Below are 22,972 nucleotides of genomic sequence, written 5' to 3'. Positions count from 1 at the left end.
GTCTTATCCTTGCGTGGTGGTGGTCAGGCGCGGCGCAGCCTCGATCAGGGTTCTGGCGGTCGAGGATTGCGGCGTGGAAACGATGTTTGCTGTCCTGCCGATCTCGACGATCCGACCCGCCTCCATGATGGCGACGCGGTGGCAGACGGCGCGGATGACCGCGAGGTCGTGGGAAACGAAAATACAGGCGACGGCCGTCTCTCGCTGTATTTGGACCAGCAGTTCGAGAATTTGCCTGCGTACGGAGACATCGAGCGCTGAAACGGCCTCGTCCAGAATGAGAAGGGATGGTCTGAGTGCGATGGCTCTGGCAATTGCCACGCGCTGCCGCTGGCCGCCGGAAAGCTCGAACACCGAGCGGCCGGCATAGCTGGCGGGCAGCCCGACTCGCTCGAGAAGGCGGCGGATTTCCATCGGGCGTTCGCGTCGTTCGACGATGCGATGAATACGCAGCGGTTCGCCTATGGCATCCTCGACGCTGGCGCGCGGGTTGAACGCGCCATGCGTATCCTGAAACACCATCTGCATATGCCGCCGCGCCGCGCGCAGTTCGCCGCCATCAAGCGCCAGCCAGTCGCGATTTTCGAAACGGACTGTGCCTTCGTCGGCCGGGATCAGCCGCATCAGGATGCGTGCCAGTGTCGATTTTCCGCAGCCGGAGGGGCCGGCAAGCCCAAGCGTCTCTCCGGGCTGAAGCGAAAAGGATATATCGGACAGTGCTTCCACCGTGCGTGCGCCTGTCCGGTAGGTTTTCGAGAGGTTCTCTACGCTCAGAAGGGCTTCGTTCATGATGCGGCCTCATTGATCAGAGGCGGTGTCGAAAGGTCGAGATAGTCGGAGATCAGTGCGCGCGTATAGTCGTGCGCAGGCGCGGATAACACCCGCCTGGTGGTGCCGTGCTCCACCAGCCGTCCGGCATGCAGAACGGCGATCTCGTCGGCAAGGCCGGAAGCAAGACCAATATCATGGGTGACGAAGACCAGCGTTCTTTCTTCTTCACGCACCAGCCCATCCAGCAGTGCGGCAATGGCGGCCTGGCTTACCGTGTCGAGCGCGCTTGTCGCCTCGTCGGCGATCAGGATTGCGGGGTGCGCGGCAATGGCGGCTGCAATCGCCACACGCTGTCTTTGCCCGCCGGAAAGCTGGTGCGGATAGGCGCCGAGGAGATGGGTGGGATGCGGCAAACGCACCCGTTCCAGAAGGTCGCGGGCAAGATCTCGTGCCTGCTTCCATGAAAGGCCCAGATGCCGCACAGCGCCTTCCGCCACCTGTTCACCGATGGTGAGAACCGGGTTCAGCGTCGCACCGGTATCCTGAAAAATATAGCCGATATCGCGACCCGGCTGCGGCCTGTCTGTGAAAAGACCGCTGTCGCGGCTCCAGGAAATATCGCCGGAAACCCGTGCGCTCACAGGCAGAAGCCCGGCAATTGCCTTGGCGAGCGTCGATTTGCCCGAACCGCTTTCGCCGATGATCGCCAGCCTTTGTCCCTGCCGGATCGTCAGCGAAATATCCTGCAGTGCCGGTCCGTCGCCAGCCGCATAGCGGACGCTGAGATCGTCAATCCTGCAGAGTGCATTGCCGCTCATGGCGTTTCTTTCCTCGTCGCCATCGCTTTGTTGATTCCCTCCGCGAGAAGATAGACGCCGAGAACCGTGACCAGAAGACCGATGCCGGGGATGACGGAGAGAAACGCCGCCGAGCGCAGGACGTTGCGTCCTTCCGCGATCATCGAACCCCAGGTGACGATATTCGGATCGCCAAGGCCGAGGAAGGACAATGCCGCCTCGGTGAGGATAGCGGCGGCGACGATGATGGCGGCGAGCGCCAGAACCGGCGGCAGCGCATTGGGAAGTATTTGCCGAAACGCGATCTCCAGCGGATACATGCCGATGGCGCGGGCGGACTGCACGTAATCCCGCTCGCGGATACTCAACACCTGCGCCCGCATCAGCCGTGCTGGATCCGCCCAGGCGCCAAGCGCAATCGCAAGGATGACGAAGGGCATGGATGGGCCGATGGCGCTGACGAAGGCGAGCGCCAGAAGGAAATTCGGCACGATCTGGAAGGCGTCGGTAACACGCATCAGCGCCTCATCCACGAGTCCACCGGCAAATCCGGCAATTGTGCCGACGACGGTGCCGATCATGAGGGCGGCAGCGGCAGCGCCGATGCCGACGAGCAGGGATGCCTGCGCACCGTGGGCAAGTCCCGCCAGTACATCGCGGCCCAACCGGTCGGTGCCGAGGGGGGAGGCGGCGTCGGAGAAGGGCGCGATGAGCGGCTCACCGACGATCGACAGCGGGTCACCGGGAAACAGAAGGGGAGCGGCGAGCGCCGTCACAGCTAGCAGTGTCAGGATGATGGCACCTGCCGCACCTTCGAAACTGCGCAGGAGCCGGAGAGTGAAACTCATGTCTGTTGCTCCCCGCTGCCGATGCGCGGATCGAACACGGCATAGAGAATATCAACGACGAGATTGATCAGGATAACGAAAACGGCGCTTGTCAGAATAATGCCCATCAAGAGCGGTGTGTCGCGGCCGCTGACGGCTTCCTGTGCAAGCCGGCCAAAACCGGGAATGGCAAAAACGCTCTCGATCACCACGCTGCCGCCGAGCATGGTTGCCGCTTGCAGGCCAAGCACGGTGACGAGGGGCAGTGCGGCGTTGCGTGCGACATGGCGCAGCACGATCCGCCGTCTCGAAAGCCCCTTGGCCTTGGCGAAGAGCACGAAATCCAGCGGCCAGACCGCCGCCATGGCAGTACGCATGACGCGCAGGAAAAGCGCCAGATAGATCAGCCCGAGACTGGCGACCGGCAGGACAAGATGGCGGGCAATATCGAGCGCCCGTGCAAATCCCTGTTTTCCGGATGCGATGGTTTCGATGCCGGATGTTGGCAGCCACCTCAGTTGCACGGCAAAGACGATGGCGAGCACAAGGCCGAGCCAGAAGCCCGGCGTGGCGTAAAGCGCCAGCGACAGGGCCGAGAGTACCCGGTCGGTCAACCCGCCGGGACGGGCGCCCGCCAGGATGCCGAGCGCGGTGCCGATGACGAAAGCAAGTGCGGTGGCACTGCCCATCAGGAGCAGCGTGTTCGGCAGCCGTTCGAGGATTAGCCCCAGCACCGGTCGGTCAAACGCAAGCGACCAGCCGAAATCAAGTCGCAGCACCGAGCTGGCGTAAAGCCAGAAGCGGGCCAACACCGAACCGTTCAGACCATATTGCTCGCGCAGGGCATCCCGCAGTCCGGCGTCGCCGCCGCCGATGGAGACGAGATAGGCGTCAACCGCGTCACCGGATGCGTTTTCAAGCAGCACGAAGGTAAAGACCAGAACGATCAGCAGCACTGGAATGGCGCTGATCACCCTTCGCCGTAGCAATGTCGCCGCGCGCCTCACGGCGCTTCCTCAGGTGCCGACCACCGTATCCGCCCAGTTGGAAACGGCCCAGCGTGGATTGCTGGCGACGTGTTTGACAGTATCGCGCGCAACCGTGATGAAACCCCATTCGGCGACATTGATCAGCGGCAGATCGGCGGCGACCTGCTTCTGGAAATCCTTGTAGAGTACCGTGCGGGCTGCCGTGTCCACGGTTTCCGCCGCCTTGTCGATCAGTGCATCGAGCGCCTTGTTCTCATAGCCTCCCTGATTGGAGAAGCCGACGCCGGCTGGAATGCCGGAGCGCACGAGAATGGTGGTGGAGATCGCCGGATCGCCACGGAAGACCGGCGGCGCGATGGCGAGATCGAAGGCATGGTCGGTATAGACGGCCTTCTGGTGCGCGGCGGCATCATTGTTGACCAGCTCAGCATCGATGCCGATTTCCTGTAGCGCCTGGCGAAGATAGGAACCGAATTGCTTGGTTTCATTGAAGTAAGGTGCCGGCAGAAGCTTCAGTGAAAATCGCGTTCCGTTCGCTCCACGTGCATAACCCGCCTCGTCCAGCAGGGCGTTCGCCTTGGCGACGTCGAAATCGTATGTTTCAACGTCTCCCGTGTAAAACTGGGGTGCATTTTTCGGTACGGGGCCGGTCGATGCTGTGGCGTAACCGAGGAAGACCTTGTCGATGACGAATTTCTTGTCGATGGCGTGGGCGATCGCCTTCCTGACCTTGAGGTCGGCCAGCTCCTTGCGGCGGTGGTTGATCTCCACGACGAGCTGATAGGTGAGGGCTTCGTAACCCTCCGGGATGACCTTGATGCCCGGCTCCTTCGCGATGCGGGCAAGATCGGCAAGCGGCACGGCGGAAAAGGCTGCGAGGTGGATTTCTTCGGCTTCAAGCGCAGAAGCGGCGCCCGCCCGGTCGGGCAGAACGCGATAGATGATCTCATCGAGTTGCGGCTGGTTCTTGCCCCAGTAATTGGGATTGCGGGTCAGGCGGTAATATTCGCCGGGCTTATATTCCGCAAAAACGAAAGGTCCGGTGCCGACTGGTTTCGTATTGGCCGGATTGGTGGCGATATCGCTGCCTTCATAAAGGTGTTTCGGCACGACGCTGGTGACAACCGGCAAAGCGTTGCGGATGAGCTGGAAGGGTGTCGGCTTGGAGAAGCGGAAAATGGCCGTGTGGTCATCAGGCGTATCCACTTTTTCAAGATTGGCAAAGACCAGCCGCCCAAGGTTTTGCAGCGGCTTCCAAACCGAAAGTGCGGAAAAGGCCACATCTGCGGAGGTGAAGGGTTTGCCGTCATGCCAGGTCACGCCTTCGCGCAGCTTGAACGTGGCACTCAAACCGTCCTCCGATCCATGCCATTCCGTCGCAAGCCTTGGTTCCAGCCCGTCCCTGCCATTGAAGGAGGCTTCCGCCAGCGGCTCAACGATCTTGCTCGAGATATAGAACACGCCGTTGGAGGCAACGATGGCCGGGTTGAGGTTCTTCGGCTCCGAATCGGCCGCAACGATCAACCGCCCACCGGGCTTTGACTGCTGCGCGGCGGCAATGCCCGCAAGTCCGGTGGTTGCGGCAAGAAGGAGCGAGGTCTTGAGAAGCGAGCGGCGGGACAGGTGGACAGGCGACATGAGGTTCACTCCGGAATGAGGGCGGGCGGGCCTTTCCGCTGGGCCGCGGCCTGCCCGATCTTAAGACTGCAACCGCAGCAGTGTCCACGTTAATTCACGGGCTTTACAGCAATGATTTTACGTTGCGCGACCGCTTGCGGAAACAATATGCTTCAAGGCGCCACTCCCCTTTTCTTAAGCCGCGCCCGTTGCCGTAAAACGGCGATGAAAAACTGATTTAACGCAATAAATATAGAGGCTTGGAGTGCCGATTCCTTGCTGGTGCATGTCACGTCTCACCTGTGGCTAAAGCGAAATTCTGCCTGCGTGACCCGGTTTGGAAAGGGGTAATTAACCTTTATTTTCTATTTCAGGGAGACCGAAATATGTACGTTTATGATGAGTGTGCACGCTGCCATGAGCTTCTCCCGATCCAGATTCCAGAATTCGTCCAATAGCGTAGGGGAGGGGAGCGATAAGGCTCGTCATGCCGGCGACAAGGCCGTTGCCGGTCAGGAGCAGGCCGCGGCAATGAAGGCGGGTGTTGTGCCCCGGCCGAATGCCGATGTCAGCGCTGCGGACGCCATCGAAGGCCGCGCTGAAATGCCGGGCTGGCAGAATGCTTTCGTGCTTGGCCCGAATGTGCGTTTCACCCGCACGCCGGAAAGCGCCTTTAGCCGGCGCATGCCGGTCGAGACGCCGCATCTTGCGGAAGAGGAGGCACCCGCCGACATCCTGTCTGAAACTGCCGAGCCTGAGATGGTCGTGCAGCCGGAGGCTACTGTACAGGAGCCTGCAATTGCGACGGTCGTAAATTCGCCGGAGCCGCGCATTCAACCGCCACGCATGCCGTTTCTGCCGCAGCCGCCGGATGCGCGGGGCGCAAGGGCGCTGACCTACAAATTGCGACTGGAGCTTGCGCGCAAACAGGCGGAAGAAGCCGCTGCAGCAGCGCTGATGCCGCCTCAGCCGGTTGATGCAGCCGCCGTCTTCGAAGCGCCGGTACCGGGAACCGATTCACCTGTTCAGCCGCTGCCCGCCGCGTCGGTCGCATCTGTCGAACAGGTTGTAACGCCGCAGGCATCCATTCCCGCCTTTGCCGCCCATCTGCCGGATGAGCTTTTCTGGGAAGTGATGACGCTCGATCTGCCGGATGACGCCGGCGAAGGCCTTCCCGCATCTGCGCGCACCGTTCTCGCAAACCCGTTGCTGACGGCGCCTGCGATTGCCCCGACGCTGGCATCCGCATCTCCGGTCGCTCCGGCAATCCGGCTTTCGGCCGTACCGCCCGTCATCAGGATTCCGGGTGGTTCAGCGATCAGGCTTTACCGCGAAATCGGCGTGCATCATCCTGCAATTCCAGTCCCAACTCAGGTCGTTGAACCAGAGATCGCTCCGCAGCCGGTCGTGGAGACGGTCGCAGTTGCTGAGCCGCAGAGGCCTGTTGAGCAGGTTCAGCTGGCGGAAAGAGTCGTTGCCGAGCCGCGTTTCACGCCCCGCGCGCCCATCCAGGCCTCGCAGCCTATGTTCCGGGAAGCGCCGGTCTTTGCAGACGGCGAATATGAATACCCCTCCATCGATCTTCTGCAGCAGGCTCGCGTCCAGCAGACCACGACCATGACGCCGGAGGCGCTCGAGCAAAGCGCCGGCCTGCTGGAAAGCGTGCTGGAGGATTTCGGCATCAAGGGTGAGATCATCGATGTGCGCCCCGGCCCAGTTGTGACGCTTTACGAATTCGAGCCCGCTCCCGGCGTGAAGTCCTCGCGCGTTATCGGCCTGTCGGACGATATCGCCCGCTCGATGTCGGCACTCTCGGCGCGTGTAGCCGTCGTGCCCGGCCGCAATGTCATCGGTATCGAGCTTCCCAATCCGGTGCGCGAGACGGTCTATCTGCGCGAGCTTATCGAAGCGACCGATTACAGCGAGACCCGCCAGAAGCTGGCCCTTTGCCTTGGCAAGACCATTGGCGGCGAACCTGTCATCGCCGAACTGGCGAAGATGCCGCATCTGCTCGTTGCCGGTACCACCGGTTCGGGCAAGTCGGTCGCCATCAACACCATGATCCTGTCGCTGCTCTACCGGTTGAAGCCGGAGGAATGCCGGCTGATCATGGTCGATCCCAAGATGCTCGAGCTTTCGGTTTATGACGGCATTCCGCATCTTCTGACCCCTGTCGTCACCGATCCGAAGAAGGCGGTCATGGCACTGAAATGGGCCGTACGCGAAATGGAAGACCGCTATCGCAAGATGTCGCGTCTCGGTGTGCGCAATATCGACGGTTACAACGCAAGGGCCGCTGCCGCCCGCGCCAAAGGGGAGACGGTGTTCTGCAACGTGCAGACCGGCTTCGACCGCGCAACCGGCGAAGCTGTCTACGAGCAGGAGGAAATGGACCTCACCGCCATGCCCTATATCGTCGTCATCGTCGACGAGATGGCCGACCTGATGATGGTCGCAGGCAAGGAGATCGAAGGCGCGATCCAGCGTCTTGCGCAGATGGCGCGCGCTGCCGGTATCCATCTCATCATGGCCACCCAACGCCCCTCGGTCGATGTCATCACCGGCACGATCAAGGCCAACTTCCCCACCCGCATTTCCTTCCAGGTGACCTCGAAGATCGACAGCCGCACCATCCTTGGCGAACAGGGTGCCGAACATCTGCTCGGCCAGGGCGACATGCTGCACATGATGGGTGGCGGCCGCATCTCCCGTGTCCATGGTCCGTTCGTGTCGGACGAGGAAGTGGAAAAGGTCGTGGCGCACCTGAAGACCCAAGGTCGGCCTGAATATCTCGGTACCGTTACGGAAGACGCCGACGAGGCTGACGACGAGGCGGAAGAGGAAACGGCGGTCTTCGACAAGACATCGATGGGCGACGACGATAGCGACGATCTCTATGAAAAGGCCGTTAAGGTGGTGATGCGCGACAAGAAATGCTCCACCTCCTATATCCAGCGCCGCCTGTCGATCGGATACAATCGTGCCGCCTCCCTGGTCGAGCGTATGGAGCAGGAAGGCATTGTCGGTCCCGCCAACCATGTCGGCAAGCGCGCCATCATCGCCGGTGAGCGCGACACCTACGAGGCGATTGGCGGCGACGACTGATTGATCCATTCGGGGCGCGATATTCGATTGCAAAAACGCGCCCCGTGACTAGCTTGTGCGGCATGGATTCTGGAATCGGGAGGTTCCCCTGATGTCGCACAGCAATGAAAATATCACTGTCCTCGCAAGGCTGGATGAACTGGAGCGGTTTTGCCGTTCCGTTTTCCTGGCTGTCGGCACCGATGATGAAACCGCCGATGCGGCGACCCGCGCCATGATGCATGGCACACGGCTGGGCGTAGACAGCCACGGCGTTCGGCTTCTTGCTCACTACATCGCAGGACTTGAAGGCGGGCGTCTCAATCCGCGGCCGCAGATCAGCCGCGTGTCCGGCTTCGGCGCAGTGGAGACGATCGATGCCGACCATGCCCATGGCGCCCGCGCTACCTATGCGGCCATGGACAGCGCCATGGCGCTTGCTGGGAAATTCGGCATCGGCGCCGTTGCGATCAGGAATTCCTCGCATTTCGGCCCCGCTGGCGCTTACGTGCTGGAGGCGGCGCGGCAGGGGTATATCGGCATTGCCTTTTGCAACTCCGACAGTTTCGTGCGCCTGCATGACGGCGCGATGCGTTTCCACGGCACCAACCCCATTGCAGTCGGCGTGCCGGCAGCCGATGACATGCCCTGGCTTCTGGACATGGCCACCAGCGCCGTGCCCTATAACCGGGTTCTGCTTTACCGCAGCCTGGAACAGCAATTGCCGGAAGGAGTTGCGTCTGATGGCGACGGTATCGACACGCAGAACCCCAATGCCGTTGAAATGCTGGCTCCGCTGGGCGGTGCCTTTGGTTTCAAGGGAGCGGCGCTTGCGGGAATGGTGGAAATCTTTAGCGCCGTTCTCAGCGGCATGAAGCTCAGTTTCGATATCGCCCCAATGTCGGGGCCAGATTTTTCCAAGCCGCGCGGGCTTGGGGCCTTCGTCCTGGCGTTGAAGCCCGAAGCCTTCCTTGAGCGCGAAGTATTCGACGAGGGCATGAAACGCTATCTCGAGGTACTACGGGGATCGCCAGCGCGGGAGGACTGCAAGGTCATGGCGCCGGGCGATCGGGAATGGGCGGTAGCGGCAAAGCGGGAGAGGGAAGGCGCACCTGTCGATCCCGTCACGCGTGCTGCGTTTTCGGAACTTGCGGCAAAATTCTCGATCATTCCGCCCGCATATCACTAAGACGGGGCGTGTCGGTGACGGCGCTTGCCGCCGCCATCGCATCGTCAGGCGGGGCGCTGTAGCATTTTGGGCTGCGGGTAGGGGGTAGTCGCCACGTTCAGCCTTTCGGCGACGACCGGGCGTCCGATATAATAACCCTGCGCATAATCGATCTCGAGCTGGCGCACGAGCCTCAGCTGCTCTTCCGTCTCCACGCCTTCGATCAGGATCTTGTGGCCGCGATTGCGGATGAGACGGATCATGTCCTGCAACATCGCCCGGCCGCGGGGTGTCTTGCTGTCATGCAGGAAGGAGCGGTCAATCTTTACGGTATCGAAATCCGTCATCCGCAGCCAGGAGAGGCCCGCAAATCCGGTTCCGAAATCATCCAGCCATATATTGATGCCGAGCGTCTTCAGATCGTTCAGACAGCGTAATACATCCGAATGCATCTCCATATCCAGACCCTCGGTGATCTCGAAGGCCAGCCTGCCGCCGCCAATCCCCGCCTCAACGAGGATCGCTGCGACCGAAGTGGCAAAACCAGGATTCTTCAGCTGCATCGGCGATACGTTGACGCTGACCACCGATACCTTGTCATCGGCGAGTATCTGCCGGCAGGCGGTCTTTATGGTCCAGAGACCGAGCTCCATTATCGTGCCGGTGCGTTCGGCAATCGGGATAAAGGTGCCGGGCGAAACGGAGCCACCGTCGAGCAGGCGAAGCCGCATCAACGCTTCGGCTCCCGCCGTCTCGTTGGTCGATATGTTGAGGATCGGCTGATAAACGAGAGAAACGAGGTTTTCCGCGACAGCGATTTTCAGAAGTGCGGCGATATTTTCGGTTTCGTCGCTGGTCTGCGGATCGTCCGGATCGAACAGCTTCATGCAATTGCGGCCATTGGCCTTGGCAATATAAAGCGCCCGGTCGGCCTCGTTGATGATCTTTTCGAGCTTGCCATCCGGATTGGGACGGGTGAAAGACGCGCCAATGCTGACGGTGACGATGAAGGTTCCGTCCCGGCGCTGATCGTGCGAAAGCGACAGGTCTTCGACGGTGTGGCGGATGGTTTCGGCAAGCTCACCCACCTGCTGTCTGGACTTGAACGGAGCGAGTACGATGAACTCCTCACCGCCATAACGGCCGATGGAGGCGCCATGGTCGATGATCGCGTCCTGCAGGGCGTTGCCCACTGTCACGAGGCACTTGTCGCCTTCCTGGTGGCCATAGCGATCATTGTATTTCTTGAAGAAATCCACGTCGATCAGAAAGACGGCGAAACCTTCCCCCTTCTTGCTCCAATTGTCCCACAACAGGCGCAGATGCTGGTCGATGGCGCGGCGGTTCTGCAGGCCTGTCAGAGAATCGGTATTTGAAAGCCGCAACAGCGCCTGCCCGCGCTCGTCCGCCGCTTTCTGCTGGGCCTTGGCCTCCAGTGCGTTGAGAAAGACGTGGTAGCGTTCCCGGTTCAGGTTCCAGTTCACGTAAGAGGTGAAGACGAAGCAGGAGATATAGAAGGTGCCGAAAGCGAGCTTGTAGAACGCATCTTCGGGAAACTGCGTCGCCGCCAGAAAGTAGGTGACGAGAATGATGCCCGATGACACGAGCGAAAGATGGAAGCGGAAGGTGAAAAACAGATTGGCGCCCATCATGAAAATCGCCCCGAAAACCATGTAATAGGACATGTTTTCGAGATTGTCGGTCAAGAGCGAGGGCACAAGCCAGCCAATATAGCCCATGACGAGCGCAGTGGCGCAGGTGAGGTCAAGTGCGGCGGTGCTCGCGCCCATGCGCAATTGAATTTCGAGCGTCAGCAGGGACGTCAGGACGACGATAACTCTTGCGATTATGGTGTAAAAGGCGACGTCGGGCACCAGAATGATGTCGGTAATGGCAAATAGCAGATAGATGAAAACAGCCGTCCACAGGCCCCGCCTGATCGAACCCCGGCGGCTACGCTCGCCTTCCTGCTGGTAAAGGGCAAGAAGTTCATCAGAAAACCGGGCGTCCGGCCGCCGATATTCTTGCTGTCCACTCACCTCGCCTAACGTGTGCTTCATGCACTTTCCCATAGTGTTGCGTATACTTTATCAAGTAAATGCTTATTCGACCTTTGCGTGTACTTTCACGCTAAGCGCGATTTCCTGCCGATTTCTCTCCATGCGGGCGGAAACATGAAAAGCAAGAGCGCATCATACGCTCGCAACATTAAGTTTCACTAAATCGCGTATCCGCTTTCTCCTCCGGTCCACGAGTGTGACCAAAAAAATACGCTAATAAACTAATGTATCCCTACACTGCTCAAAAATCGAAAGCGAGTGGCCTTCCGTCTCCCAGAAACGTATAGTTAACAATGTGTTAATACTGGAGGCTGAAGTGAGGCAGGTAAAGAAAAGAAATCTGGACGGGGCAAGTCTGATCACTCCTGATACTGTCGCAAAAGAGATTTTTGCACGGAAAACGGAAGCGTTCGATGAGCATTTCGCAGTTGCGAAAGCAGAGATCGCGATCATTCTCGAATTGGCACAACAGCAGTTCGAAAATGGTGTTTCAGCACATGAGATAATACATCGAACGGCTGGCGCACTGCATGGCCTGCGCGAAAAGCTCCACTCAAGCGTGTGGGCTGAACTGATTCCTCTGGTGCAGAATCACTCCGTGTCGGACTATTTTCTGGAAGATCCCTTCACGCGCTGGTCGTTCGAAAAGCCGCGGGGCTATTCGGGCGATGCGCAGCTTCTCGACTTCATCTACGGTCACGACAGCGTTGCCGATAAGGTGAAGAACGCAACGCCGCTTGGCGCGGCTCTCTACGATTATACGAAGGACGCCAGCTCCTCGGTCGCTGTCCGCGAGCGGCGGGATTTGCTGACCCGGTTTGTTGACGAGGCTGCGGCCCGGCATGGAAGCGAAACGGAAATCCTCACCATTGCATCGGGACATCTGCGCGAGGCGGATGCATCCGTGGCCTTGAAAGAGGGCAAGATCCGGCGCTGGGTGGCGCTTGATCAAGATCCCCTGAGTGTCGGTTCCGTTGCCCGCGATTTCAACGGCGGCTGCATCGAGGCGATTGACGGTTCGGTGCGTGACATCGTCCTGCGTTCGCACGAGCTCGGCAAATTCGATCTGGTATATGCCGCCGGTCTTTACGATTACCTGAACGACAAGGTGGCGATCAAGCTCACGCGGCGCTGCATGGAGATGCTGAAGCCCGGCGGAATGTTCCTCTTCGCCAACTTCTCCGAAGACATTGTGGTCGATGGCTACATGGAGACCTTCATGAACTGGGCGCTGCTGTTGCGTTCGAAGGCGGATATGTGGCGGATCGTCAACGCCAGCGCCGATCCCGCAAGTATCGAGGCGGAGGTATTTTTCGGCGAAAACCACAATATCGTCTATGCCACGATGCGCAAAAAGGCCTGAGCCCAACCTCGTTTCGCATGTCCGCGCGAAATAGGCCGCCCGCATTTTACCATGCGGGCGGCAAGGCCTGTGCACGCCAATAATTATTTGATTAAACGTCGCTACAGGCCTAAGAATTCGCGCGAAATGCGTTGCAGAATGGAATGGCTGAAATGAAGAAATACTATTCGGATATGGGCGGTCTGCCGGGTCAGACGGAACTGCTGTCGAGCAAGGCTGTTTTCAAGACTGCCTATGCGGTCATCCCCAAAACCGTCATGTCCGATATCGTGACGAGCGTGCTCCCCCACTGGACCGGGACACGGGCCTGGATCATCGCCCGGCCGATGACCGGTTTTGCCGAGACTTTTGCGCAATATATCGTTGAAGTGCAGCCCGGCGGCGGCAGCGAGCGGCCGGAGCCAGACGCAAGGGCGCAAGCGGCGATCTTTGTCGTTGATGGTGAAATGACCGTGGAGTTTGAGGGCGTGCAGCATGCATTGCGGACCGGCTCCTTCGCCTTCCTGCCCGCCGGCTCGCGCTGGCAGCTGCGCAATTCCGGCACGGCACCGGTCAAGTTCCACTGGGTCCGCAAGGCGTTTCAGGCGGTGGACGGGCTGGAGCCGCCGCCGGCGATCTTCACGCATGAAGATGAACACGCTCTGTCGGCGATGCCCGATACGGACGGCAAATGGGCGACCACCCGGTTTATCGATCCCGACGACGTGCGTTACGACATGCACCTCAACATCGTCAGCCTGGAGCCGGGCGCTACCATTCCTTTCATGGAAACCCATGTCATGGAGCACGGTCTTTACGTGCTGGAAGGAAAGGCGGTTTACCGGCTGAACGAGGATTGGGTGGAAGTGCAGGCGGGTGATTTCATGTGGCTGCGCGCTTTTTGCCCGCAGGCTTGTTATGCAGGCGGGCCGGGCCGTTTCCGCTACCTGCTCTACAAGGATGTGAACCGCCACGTGAAGCTCTGGTAACGGGCGGAATCTTGGCGAAACCGAGATTTATCGCGCAATCCGTTGGCTTGCGCGATAAAGGCTTGCGTTGGATCGAATATCCCTAATAAATCCAGATATGCGGTCAGTCATCGCTGTCTCGCACGATTTCGGCATTCGGCATCCGCCCTTATTATCCTGAAGAAGACTGCCCGTATGATTGAAACGATCGATACCAATATCTTCAATCTTGCCCCTGTGGCGATGTGGATCGAGGATTTCAGCGAGGTGAAAAGCCAGTTCGATATCTGGCGGGCGCAGGGCGTCGAGGACATCCGGGCGTTTTTGCTGGAAGATCTGTCGCGGGTGGCGGCGTGCTCGCAGAAAATCCGCGTCGTGCAGGTTAATGCCAAGACACTTGAACTGTTCGAAGCGCGGGACAAGGCGCATCTGATCGATAATCTGCACCGGATTTTCCGCGATGACATGCTTGAAAGCCATGTGAACGAGCTTTCCGAGCTTTGGGCTGGAAAAACCGAATTCATCAGCGACGCCGTCAATTACTCGATTGGCGGAAAGCGGCTGGATATCCAGCTGCGCGGTGCGGTCATACCCGGCTACGAACAGACGCTCGGGCGGTTGCTGCTGACCACAGAGGATGTGACGGAACGTGAGGAGGCTCGCCGCAAGGAGCTTTTCAACCGCCGTTATGCTGAAGGCATGTTCCAACATTCGCCCGTTTCCCTGTGGGTGGAGGATTTCAGCCGGGTTCGGCGTCTGATCGAGGAGGTCAGGGAACGCGGCATCATCGACTTCCGGGTGTTCATGGATGTGCATCCCGAATTCGTGCGCCAATGCATGAGTGAAATCCGCGTGATCGACGTCAACCGGGCAACACTGGACCTGTTTTGTGCACCGGACCGTCAGGTTCTGTTGCAGCGGCTTGGCGATATTTTCCGTGGTGAAATGGAAAAGCCCTTCCGCGAACAGCTGATGGAGCTGTGGAACGGCAATCTTAACCATCATCGCGAAGTGGTGAACTACGCGCTGGATGGTTCAGAGCGGCACGTGCTGCTGCATTTCTCCGTTTTTCCGGGCCACGAACGCGACTGGTCACTGGTGCAGGTGGCGCTGACTGATATTACGGCGCGGAAAAAGGCGGAAGCCTATCTCGAATATCTCGGCAAGCACGATGTGCTGACCAAGCTGCACAATCGCGCCTTCTATTCGGACGAAATGAACAGGCTGGAACGCAGCACGATCCGGCCCGTTTCGGCCATCGTCATCGATCTCAATGGCCTCAAGGACGCCAATGACAAGCTAGGGCACGACGCAGGCGACGCGCTGTTGCGGCGCCTTGGCGAAGTCCTGAACGGTGTCGTTACCGCGCCGAACCATGCTGCGCGCATTGGCGGTGATGAATTCGCCATCCTTTTGCCCGGCGCAGACAAACAGATCGCCGCGGCGATGGTGGATACCATTTACGAACTGCTGAAGATCAACAACCAGTTCTACTCCAATGCGCCGCTTAGTCTTTCGCTGGGCGTGGCAACCAGCGAAGCCGGCGAGACGATGGAATCGCTGGTGCGCCGTGCCGACATGCATATGTACGAGCAGAAAAACGCCTATTACGCCGCGATGCGCAACAGGTCTGCCGACAACAGCGATACAACGAAGGCCTCCCCGCAACCGGAAGCCAGCTCACTGAAGCGCCTTCTCTAGCCACAGGCATCTCGTGGGTGCCTTGCCTCACTGAGGATTTCCAACGCTCTGCGGGACCATGGCCGCCTATTTTTTAGCCTTTAGGCGCCATCGTCCTGGTCAAATTTGAGTGTATTCTAAAAGACCAGCGAAATTTGCTTTACGTACCTCAAAACGGACGTTAGCTTCTTCCCAAGAGCTTTGGGAGGAGTTCGCGCATGATGATTTCAAGTAAAATCGAGGGGCAAGATCCGTTCATTCGCACCGGGTACCGGTGACGACACATGGCTTTTGCTGAGGAATCTCCAGATCAGGTCCTTATACGGACTGTCGGGTTGTCCAAGTCTTTCGGTCCCGTCCAGGTTCTGAAGGATATAGAGATTGCCGTGCGCGCCGGTGAAGTTCACGCCATCATTGGCGAGAACGGGGCTGGCAAATCGACGTTGATGAAACTGCTTGCGGGCAATGAGAAGCCTTCGAGTGGGGAAATCAGGATCGATGGCGAGGCAGTTACGTTGAGCGGACCTGTCGACGCCGAACATCGCGGCATCGTTCTCGTGCATCAGGAAATATTGCTGGCCCCGGATCTGACGGTGGCTCAGAACATCTATCTGGGCCGCGAATTGTGCAAAGGCCCGATGATGGACGACCGCGCCATGCGTGCCGGCGCCCTGAGGGCTATCACCGATCTCGGCGGTACGATCGATCCCGATGCCGTCGTCGGCAGCCTGTCGATTGCCCAGCGCCAGCTGGTGCAGATAGCCCGCGTTCTGCTCGTGCCGCATCGCGTCGTCATTTTCGACGAGCCGACCGCAAGCCTCACGCCCATTGAAACCGATGCGCTGTTGAACGTTATCAGGGACATAAGGGCAAAGGGCGTGGCCGTGCTCTATATTTCGCACCGCCTGCCGGAGGTGAAGGAGATTGCCGACCGTGTGACCGTTCTGCGCGATGGCAGGTTGGTCGGCTCCCACCCAATATCGGCGCTTGAGCCCGCCGATATGGCGCGGTTGATGGTGGGACGCGATGTCGCCAAGCTCTATCCGGACAGGAACGCCGGCGGCGAGCACGAGCCTGTCTTACAGGTGGAGCATTTCACCGTTCCCGGCTATGCGCAGGATGCCGGTTTCAGCCTGCGAAAGGGCGAAATCCTCGGTTTTGCTGGTCTCGTCGGCGCGGGCAGAACGGAGCTTATGGAGGGCGTGCTTGGCCTGCGTCCAGGGCGGGGGACGATCCGCCATCTCGGAAAGCCTGTGCATTTTGCAAAGGCGGAAGACAGTCTGAAGGCCGGTATCGTTTATCTGAGCGAGGATCGGAAGGGCAAGGGATTGCTGCTGACGAAGGACTTGCGGGTCAATCTCACACTCGCCTCGCTGAGGAAATTCAGCCGCCTGTTCCAGATCGATATCCGTCGAGAGAAGGCAGCGCTCGATGATGCGGTGCGTGATTTCGATATTCGCACGGGAAGTAAGGACTTGCTCGCGGGCCAGCTGTCCGGCGGTAACCAGCAAAAGCTGCTGCTCGCCAAGATGATGCTGCTCGATCCATCGATCGTCATCATCGACGAGCCAACACGCGGCATCGATATCGGCACCAAGGAACAGATCTACCGTTTCATAGCAAAGCTTGCAGACGAGGGCAGGTCGATCATCGTTGTGTCCTCGGAGATGCCAGAACTGATCGGCATCTGCGACCGCGTCCTTGTAATGCGCTCCGGCAGGATCGTCGGCGAGGTGACGGGGGAACGCATGACCGAAAACGATATCGTGGCACTCGCGACTGGCGTGCACACGCAGGAATTCGCCTGAGGGCTGATGTCCCGGCAGATTGGCCTGAAGAAAAGACAATTGAGGGGAAATATGACTGAGGCCGCACTTGATAACGGCAAAACGCCGAAGACCTCGAAAGACTGGGACCTGCGCGCCGTTGCGCCCTTTGTGGCGCTGGCTTTGCTGCTGGTTCTCGGCGCCGTCGCAAATCCGAATTTCATCGGCATCGACAATCTGCTGAACGTGGTTACCCGCAGCGCCTTCATCGCCATCATTGCGCTCGGCGCCACCTATGTCATCACATCCGGCGGACTTGATCTCTCCGTCGGCGCGATGGTGGCTTTCGTTGCCAGCCTGATGATCCTGTTCATGAACAGTGGCGTTATTGCCAATCCGCTGGTGATGCTACTGGCCGCCATGGCGCTGGCTATCGCCATCGGCGCCGCTTGCGGGCTTGCAAACGGCCTCATCACCACCATCGGCCGCATCGAGCCCTTCATCGCCACGCTCGGCACCATGGGCATTTATCGTGGGCTGACCACCTGGCTGTCGCAGGGTGGCGCGATCACGCTGCGCAACCCGGAAATCCAGACGCTTTATCGCCCGGTCTATTTCGGCAATGTGATCGGTGTGCCGGTGCCGGTCATCGTCATCTTCGTCACTGCCGCCATCGCCGCTTTCGTGCTTTACCGTACCCGTTACGGCAGGCATCTGACGGCGGTGGGTTCCAGCGAGGATGTGGCGCGTTACTCCGGTATCTCGGTCGTTCGCGTCCGCACGATTGCCTATGTGGTTCAGGGGCTTTGCGTCGCCGTTGCCGTCCTGCTTTACGTGCCGCGTCTTGCCTCCACCTCGGCCACTACAGGCATGTTGTGGGAGTTGCAGGCCATCACTGCTGTCGTCGTCGGTGGCACGGCGCTACGGGGTGGTGTGGGCCGCATCTGGGGTACGATTTGCGGCGCCTTCATTCTGGAAATCGTGGGCAACATCATGATCCTGTCGAACTTCGTCAGCGAATATCTGATCGGTGCCATTCAGGGCGCGATCATCATCATCGCCATGCTGGTGCAGCGTTCGCTCAGCCGCAGATAGCCGGACGATCGATGAGACATCTGGCCGCGCAATCTGGGGCATGCGCGGTTTAAACAGGAGGAACGCCCCGGTCTTGGGAGGAAGAGACTATGCGTAGAAAATTCATCGGCGTGGCATTTGTCGCGCTGGCTGCCGTTCTTGCGGGTTCTGCCCATGCGCAGGAGAAGAAGGTAACGATCGGGGTATCCATTCCGGCGGCCGACCACGGCTGGACGGCGGGCGTCGTTTACCATGCCGAACGGGTGGCAAAGCTTCTGATGAAGGAGCATCCGGGTCTGAACGTCATCGTCAAGACCTCGCCGGATGCCGCCAACCAAGCAAACGCGCTTCAGGATCTTGCCGTGCAGGGGCTGGACGCACTGGTCGTGCTGCCGTCTGATCCCGATCCGCTCGTCAACGCCATCAAGGAGATCAAGGACAAGGGCACCTTTGTCGCGCTCGTCGACCGCGCGCCGAGCGTCAACGACAATTCGATCCGCGATCTCTACGTTGCGGGTAACAATCCGGCACTCGGACAAGTGGCAGGCGAATACATCAAGAAAACCACGCCTGATGCGGAAGTGGTGGTCATTCGCGGTCTGCCGATCCCGATCGACCAGCAGCGCCAGGATGGTTTCGACAAGGGAATTGCCGGCTCCAGCGTCAAGGTTCTCGACCGCCAGTACGGCAACTGGAACCGCGACGACGCCTTCCGCGTGATGCAGGACTACCTGACCAAATACAAGAAGATCGACGTGGTCTGGTGTCAGGACGACGACATGGCGGTTGGCGTGCTGGAGGCAATCCAGCAGGCGAAACGCACCGATATCAAGTATATCGTTGCTGGCGCCGGTTCCAAGGACATGATCAAGCGCGTCATGGACGGCGACAAGCTAATTCCGGTCGACGTGCTCTATCCGCCGGCGATGGTGGCGACCGCCATGCAGCTTACGGCTGGTCATTTTTACGATCAGGTGCCGGTTGCTGGCGAGTATATTCTCGACGCTACGCTCATCACCAAGGACAATGCCAAGCAGTTCTACTTCCCGGATTCGCCGTTCTGATAAGTGGTTTCCGGCTAAGCAACGCCCGCTGAAAGGCAGGCGTTGCATCCGCACTCCTGCACCCCGGACCAGATTCGGGGTGCAGCGCGATCAGGTCGTTGATCGTGATAGAGGCATTCATGGCGCGGGCGCGCCGCGGCTCGATGCCGGATTAAATACGGCATGACGAGGGGAAGGTCGGCGGAAACTATACCGCTCCCCCGCTCTTCATCCATTTTTCCTGAACCACGCCGAGAGATAATCCACGAAGCTGCGCACTTTGGCGGGAAGGTAGCGGCGGTGGGGGTAGACGGCATATATGCCGCGGTCTTTGGAAATATAGTCGTCGAACAGGGTCACAAGCTCGCCGGACTGGATGAAGGGTCTTGCAATAAAGTCCGGCACCATGGCGATGCCAAGCCCTGCACGGGCGGCGCGGAGTGTCGCCTGCGGGCTGTTCACCTCGATCGGTCCACTGATGGTAACGGAGTTCGAGCCGCCATCCGCTTCAAGATAACGCACGGTGTTGTGGAAGCGGGTGTTGGTGTCGATGATGAAGGGCACGCGGGAAAAGTCCTGCGGACCATTGAGCGGGCCGTGTCTGGCGACAAAATCCGCCGTTGCTACTGCATAGACCCGGAAATCGGAGATCTTGCGGGCGATGAGGCCTGAATCTTCCAGACGCGTTATGCGAATCGCAAGGTCGAACCCTTCCTCGATCAGATCGACGAACCGGTCATCGGCGACGATTTCCAGAGACAGTTCCGGATTTTCCTTGGCGAAATCGATGAGGCTCTGGCCAACATCGGCGTCGATGAAGGTGCGCGGAACGGATATTCTGAGCTTGCCCTTCAGATCGGCATTCTTCTCGCGCACCAGATCGGCGAGGTTGTCGATCTCCTTCAAAATGTCAGAGGCAGTGCGGTAATATGTATGGCCGGCCTCCGTCAGCGAGAATTGCCGGGTGGTGCGGTTGAGAAGCAGTGCACCGAGATCATCTTCCAGTTCCCGGACATATTTGGACAAAAGCGCCTTGGAACGCCCGGTCTTGCGGGCAGCGGCGGAAAAACCCTCCGCTTCGACAACGTCGATAAAGGCGCGGATGCGGGTGAGCGTGTCCATGAAGATCCTCCGGTTCGTTCCATATAATTGAACGCTGAGGCGCGACTGTTCAACCCGTAAAATGGTTGCCGAAAAAATCCGCTATATGGTGAAAAAATCCTCTTGATTATGACGGCGAATATTCTTATCTCCCGTGCTGCCCAAAGTCGCACGTGCCCATGTGTGTCCGCCGAGTCCTCGATGTGGTGAGGAGTTCGGTAAGGTACCTGGAACTAACCCCTCCAGTCGCTATTCCGGCCAACCGGGAAATGCGAGGACATATGAAGCAACGACGGTGCGGGCCTTTCTGGTTCTCTGCCGGCTTTCCATCAGCCGGGGTACTGAAGAGGCACACCATCATTGCCTGAAGTGCGGTCGGGTCATTCCCTCCAATCGATGGCAGACAAAGCCGAATGATGCTCTGGCAGGGCGTCATTCATATTTGCGCCTTGAGCGTATGCTATCGATTCTGCGCCTCCACCGGCTGATTCGTATGCATATCTCGAGCGTCCTTTGTCCTCCGGATTTTCCGGAGCCGGTTTTATAGGGAATATATCGATGACGACTGCACGCATTCTCGATTTCATCAAGACCCGACGTCCCGAAGGCCCTTGCCTCGTCGTCGACCTCGACGTCGTGCGCGACAATTTCAACGCGTTCCGGCATTCCCTGCCGAACAGCGCGATCTACTATGCGGTCAAGGCAAACCCGGCTCCCGAAATCCTGAAGCTGCTTGCTTCGCTCGGCTCGAACTTCGATTGCGCCTCCGTGGCTGAAATCCAGATGGCGCTTGATGCAGGTGCGACGTCCGACCGGATCTCGTTCGGCAACACCATCAAGAAGGAACGCGATGTCGCCCGCGCTTACGCGCTCGGCATCGATCTCTTCGCCGTCGACAGCCATGAGGAAGTCGAGAAGGTTGCCCGTGCCGCTCCTGGCGCGCGCGTGTTCTGCCGCGTGCTGACGGACGGTGAAGGTGCCGAATGGCCGCTGTCGCGCAAGTTCGGCTGCGTACCGCAGATGGCTGTTGATGTTCTGGTCTACGCACATCAGCTGGGCCTTGAATCCTACGGCGTTTCCTTCCATGTCGGTTCGCAGATGATGAATCTCGACGCATGGGATGCAGCGCTGGGCGATGCCAAGCGCGTTTTCGCTTCGCTGTCCAAGCAGGGTATTCACCTGCAGATGGTCAATATGGGCGGTGGTTTCCCGACCAAGTACCTGCGCGACGTTCCTGCTGCCGAAGAATACGGCCAGGCTATCGACACGGCGCTGCGCAAGCACTTCGGCAACCAGATCCCGAAGACGATCATCGAGCCGGGCCGTGGCATGGTGGGTAACGCTGGCGTCATCAAGGCGGAAGTTGTTCTCGTGTCGCGCAAGTCCGACAACGACAACCATCGCTGGGTGTTCCTCGACATCGGCAAGTTCGGCGGTCTCGCCGAGACGATGGATGAGGCTATCCGCTATCCGATCCGCACCGAGCGCGATCAGGACGAGATGGAGCCTTGCGTTCTGGCCGGTCCGACCTGCGACAGCGCCGACGTGCTGTACGAAAAGAACATGTACCCGTTGCCGGTCTCTCTGACCATCGGCGATGAGGTTCTAATCGAAGGCGCAGGTGCCTATACGACGACCTATTCGGCGGTTGCCTTCAACGGTTTCGAGCCGCTGAAAGCCTACGTCATCTGATCCGAACGCCGCCCGCTGAGTAAGGCGGCGTCTCGAACAAGCTTCCGTTCCGGCTTTGCCGATTGTGCTGTTGCGCAAATCCCTGCTTGCTGCTCCTCTTCCAGCCGAGGAAAGCGTGTCGGCGGGCCGGAACGGCTCCACCATTTTTGATCAAGGGCCGCGTGTGGGCGGTTGTGTGATGGAGGGCCGAGAGATGGCCGCTCTTCTGAATTCGGTACGTGCATTTTTCACCCCGCAGACATTTCATGTCGATCAGGAAAATCCGGGCGATGTCGTTGCTCGTGAAAACCTGCTCGACCGCGCCATGGGCGCTGGCCGCCGCCGCAAGTCTTCCGAAAAGCTGCGCGCCGGCCGCGTGCCAGCGGAGGGTCTGGCGCTCGTTGCCCGTGACGAGGACGGCCATGTCATCGGCACGGTGCGCCTGTGGAATGTCGAAGCTGGCATTTCGCGAGAAGGCCGCGCTGTCGAAGCGCTGCTGCTTGGCCCGCTTGCGGTTGATGCTGCCCATGAGGGCAAGGGCATCGGTTCGGCGCTGATGCGTGCGGCAATCTCCGAGGCAACCAAACGTGGCCATGGCGGCATTCTTCTGGTCGGCGACGCCGCCTATTATGAACGCTTCGGCTTTTTTGCCGATAAGGCCCAGCACCTGATCATGCCCGGCCCGTTCGAGCGCAGCCGTTTTCTGGCGCTTGAACTCAAAGCCGGCTGGCTGGAAGGTGCGGCTGGTATGCTGGTCGCAAGCGGCCGCAGGCTCTCTGCCTGAGACGAGCCCTGTCACTGATATGAAACCCCGGCTTATTGCCGGGGTTTTTCTTTCTACCCTGTGGCCTGGCGGACGGCCTTTGATTGCCGATAATTGTACGGAGTCACGGATTTTGACCGGGGAAATACTCGGATCGGGGCTTTTTTTGCACGTCATTCTGACCGGGGAGTCAGCTTGAAATGGCCAAAATAGACAACGTATTGATTTTGAACAAGAAAAATTGGTGAAAA

The 22,972-nt window shown here is 59.3% G+C and carries 17 protein-coding genes; 10 read left to right on the top strand and 7 right to left on the bottom strand.

From position 1 onward, the window contains the following. Nucleotides 1-3 precede the first annotated feature (3 nt). Genes ACQZ6D_RS09665 through ACQZ6D_RS09645 form a run of 5 tightly spaced genes read right to left on the bottom strand, consistent with a single transcriptional unit; the run spans nt 4 to nt 5,022 of the window. Complete coding sequence (locus tag ACQZ6D_RS09665; protein WP_448729887.1) at nt 4-789, bottom strand: ABC transporter ATP-binding protein; 786 nt, start codon at nt 787-789, stop codon at nt 4-6. Then, nucleotides 786-1,589 (bottom strand): ATP-binding cassette domain-containing protein, encoded by an 804-nt coding sequence (locus tag ACQZ6D_RS09660; protein WP_448729886.1) that lies wholly within the window; start codon nt 1,587-1,589, stop codon nt 786-788. The genes ACQZ6D_RS09665 and ACQZ6D_RS09660 overlap by 4 nt, the downstream gene beginning before the upstream one ends. After that, the gene (locus tag ACQZ6D_RS09655; RefSeq protein ID WP_448729885.1) at nt 1,586-2,416 is read right to left on the bottom strand and encodes an ABC transporter permease; all 831 of its coding nucleotides are present in this window, start codon (nt 2,414-2,416) and stop codon (nt 1,586-1,588) included. The genes ACQZ6D_RS09660 and ACQZ6D_RS09655 overlap by 4 nt, the downstream gene beginning before the upstream one ends. Further along, on the bottom strand, nt 2,413-3,402 hold the full coding sequence (locus tag ACQZ6D_RS09650) for an ABC transporter permease (RefSeq protein ID WP_112152917.1): 990 nt from the start codon (nt 3,400-3,402) through the stop codon (nt 2,413-2,415). The genes ACQZ6D_RS09655 and ACQZ6D_RS09650 overlap by 4 nt, the downstream gene beginning before the upstream one ends. A gap of 9 nt (nt 3,403-3,411) precedes the next feature. Then, nucleotides 3,412-5,022: an ABC transporter substrate-binding protein gene (locus tag ACQZ6D_RS09645; RefSeq protein WP_035199376.1), complete on the bottom strand. Its 1,611-nt coding sequence runs from the start codon at nt 5,020-5,022 to the stop codon at nt 3,412-3,414. 375 nt (nt 5,023-5,397) lie between these two features. Between ACQZ6D_RS09645 and ACQZ6D_RS09640 the strand changes: the two genes are divergently transcribed. Continuing rightward, nucleotides 5,398-8,106: a DNA translocase FtsK gene (locus ACQZ6D_RS09640; protein WP_448729884.1), complete on the top strand. Its 2,709-nt coding sequence runs from the start codon at nt 5,398-5,400 to the stop codon at nt 8,104-8,106. A gap of 91 nt (nt 8,107-8,197) precedes the next feature. Continuing rightward, nucleotides 8,198-9,274 carry an Ldh family oxidoreductase gene (locus tag ACQZ6D_RS09635; RefSeq protein ID WP_019564593.1) on the top strand — a complete coding sequence of 359 codons (1,077 nt, stop codon included), beginning with the start codon at nt 8,198-8,200 and terminating at the stop codon, nt 9,272-9,274. A gap of 44 nt (nt 9,275-9,318) precedes the next feature. Here ACQZ6D_RS09635 and ACQZ6D_RS09630 read toward each other — a convergent pair whose 3' ends face one another. Then, on the bottom strand, nt 9,319-11,313 hold the full coding sequence (locus tag ACQZ6D_RS09630) for a putative bifunctional diguanylate cyclase/phosphodiesterase (protein WP_019564592.1): 1,995 nt from the start codon (nt 11,311-11,313) through the stop codon (nt 9,319-9,321). A gap of 316 nt (nt 11,314-11,629) precedes the next feature. Between ACQZ6D_RS09630 and ACQZ6D_RS09625 the strand changes: the two genes are divergently transcribed. The 6 genes from ACQZ6D_RS09625 to ACQZ6D_RS09600 all read left to right on the top strand — a co-directional run bounded on the left by ACQZ6D_RS09625 (nt 11,630) and on the right by ACQZ6D_RS09600 (nt 19,207). Beyond that, nucleotides 11,630-12,676 (top strand): class I SAM-dependent methyltransferase, encoded by a 1,047-nt coding sequence (locus ACQZ6D_RS09625; RefSeq protein ID WP_448729883.1) that lies wholly within the window; start codon nt 11,630-11,632, stop codon nt 12,674-12,676. 143 nt (nt 12,677-12,819) lie between these two features. Then, entirely contained in the window at nt 12,820-13,644 is an 825-nt protein-coding gene (locus tag ACQZ6D_RS09620; protein ID WP_065659479.1) for a bifunctional allantoicase/(S)-ureidoglycine aminohydrolase, read from the top strand. Nucleotides 13,645-13,818: 174 nt separating this feature from the next. Then, nucleotides 13,819-15,324, top strand: coding sequence for a sensor domain-containing diguanylate cyclase (locus tag ACQZ6D_RS09615; protein ID WP_112153957.1), 1,506 nt, complete (start codon nt 13,819-13,821; stop codon nt 15,322-15,324). Between the two features lie 263 nt (nt 15,325-15,587). Further along, a complete protein-coding gene (locus ACQZ6D_RS09610) occupies nt 15,588-17,111 on the top strand; it encodes a sugar ABC transporter ATP-binding protein (protein ID WP_112153956.1) in 1,524 nt (507 codons plus the stop codon). 51 nt (nt 17,112-17,162) lie between these two features. Next, nucleotides 17,163-18,164 carry an ABC transporter permease gene (locus ACQZ6D_RS09605; RefSeq protein ID WP_025595778.1) on the top strand — a complete coding sequence of 334 codons (1,002 nt, stop codon included), beginning with the start codon at nt 17,163-17,165 and terminating at the stop codon, nt 18,162-18,164. 89 nt (nt 18,165-18,253) lie between these two features. Next, a complete protein-coding gene (locus ACQZ6D_RS09600; protein ID WP_003510665.1) occupies nt 18,254-19,207 on the top strand; it encodes a substrate-binding domain-containing protein in 954 nt (317 codons plus the stop codon). A 207-nt stretch (nt 19,208-19,414) separates the two neighbouring features. On the opposite strand, the gene ACQZ6D_RS09595 is transcribed toward ACQZ6D_RS09600, so the two are convergent. Next, nucleotides 19,415-20,308 (bottom strand): LysR family transcriptional regulator, encoded by an 894-nt coding sequence (locus ACQZ6D_RS09595; protein WP_003510664.1) that lies wholly within the window; start codon nt 20,306-20,308, stop codon nt 19,415-19,417. Between the two features lie 537 nt (nt 20,309-20,845). On the opposite strand from ACQZ6D_RS09595, the gene odc2 reads away from it, so the two are divergent. Both odc2 and ACQZ6D_RS09585 read left to right on the top strand, forming a co-directional pair. Then, nucleotides 20,846-21,979 carry an ornithine/lysine decarboxylase gene (odc2, locus tag ACQZ6D_RS09590; RefSeq protein ID WP_003510663.1) on the top strand — a complete coding sequence of 378 codons (1,134 nt, stop codon included), beginning with the start codon at nt 20,846-20,848 and terminating at the stop codon, nt 21,977-21,979. A gap of 193 nt (nt 21,980-22,172) precedes the next feature. Then, nucleotides 22,173-22,742: a GNAT family N-acetyltransferase gene (locus ACQZ6D_RS09585; protein WP_013761478.1), complete on the top strand. Its 570-nt coding sequence runs from the start codon at nt 22,173-22,175 to the stop codon at nt 22,740-22,742. The last annotated feature ends 230 nt before the right edge of the window (nt 22,743-22,972 follow it).

The organism is Agrobacterium sp. 22-3639C2, assembly GCF_053522105.1.
The sequence above is the reverse complement of the archived record's forward strand: the minus strand, read 5'-3'. Positions and strand labels throughout refer to the sequence as shown.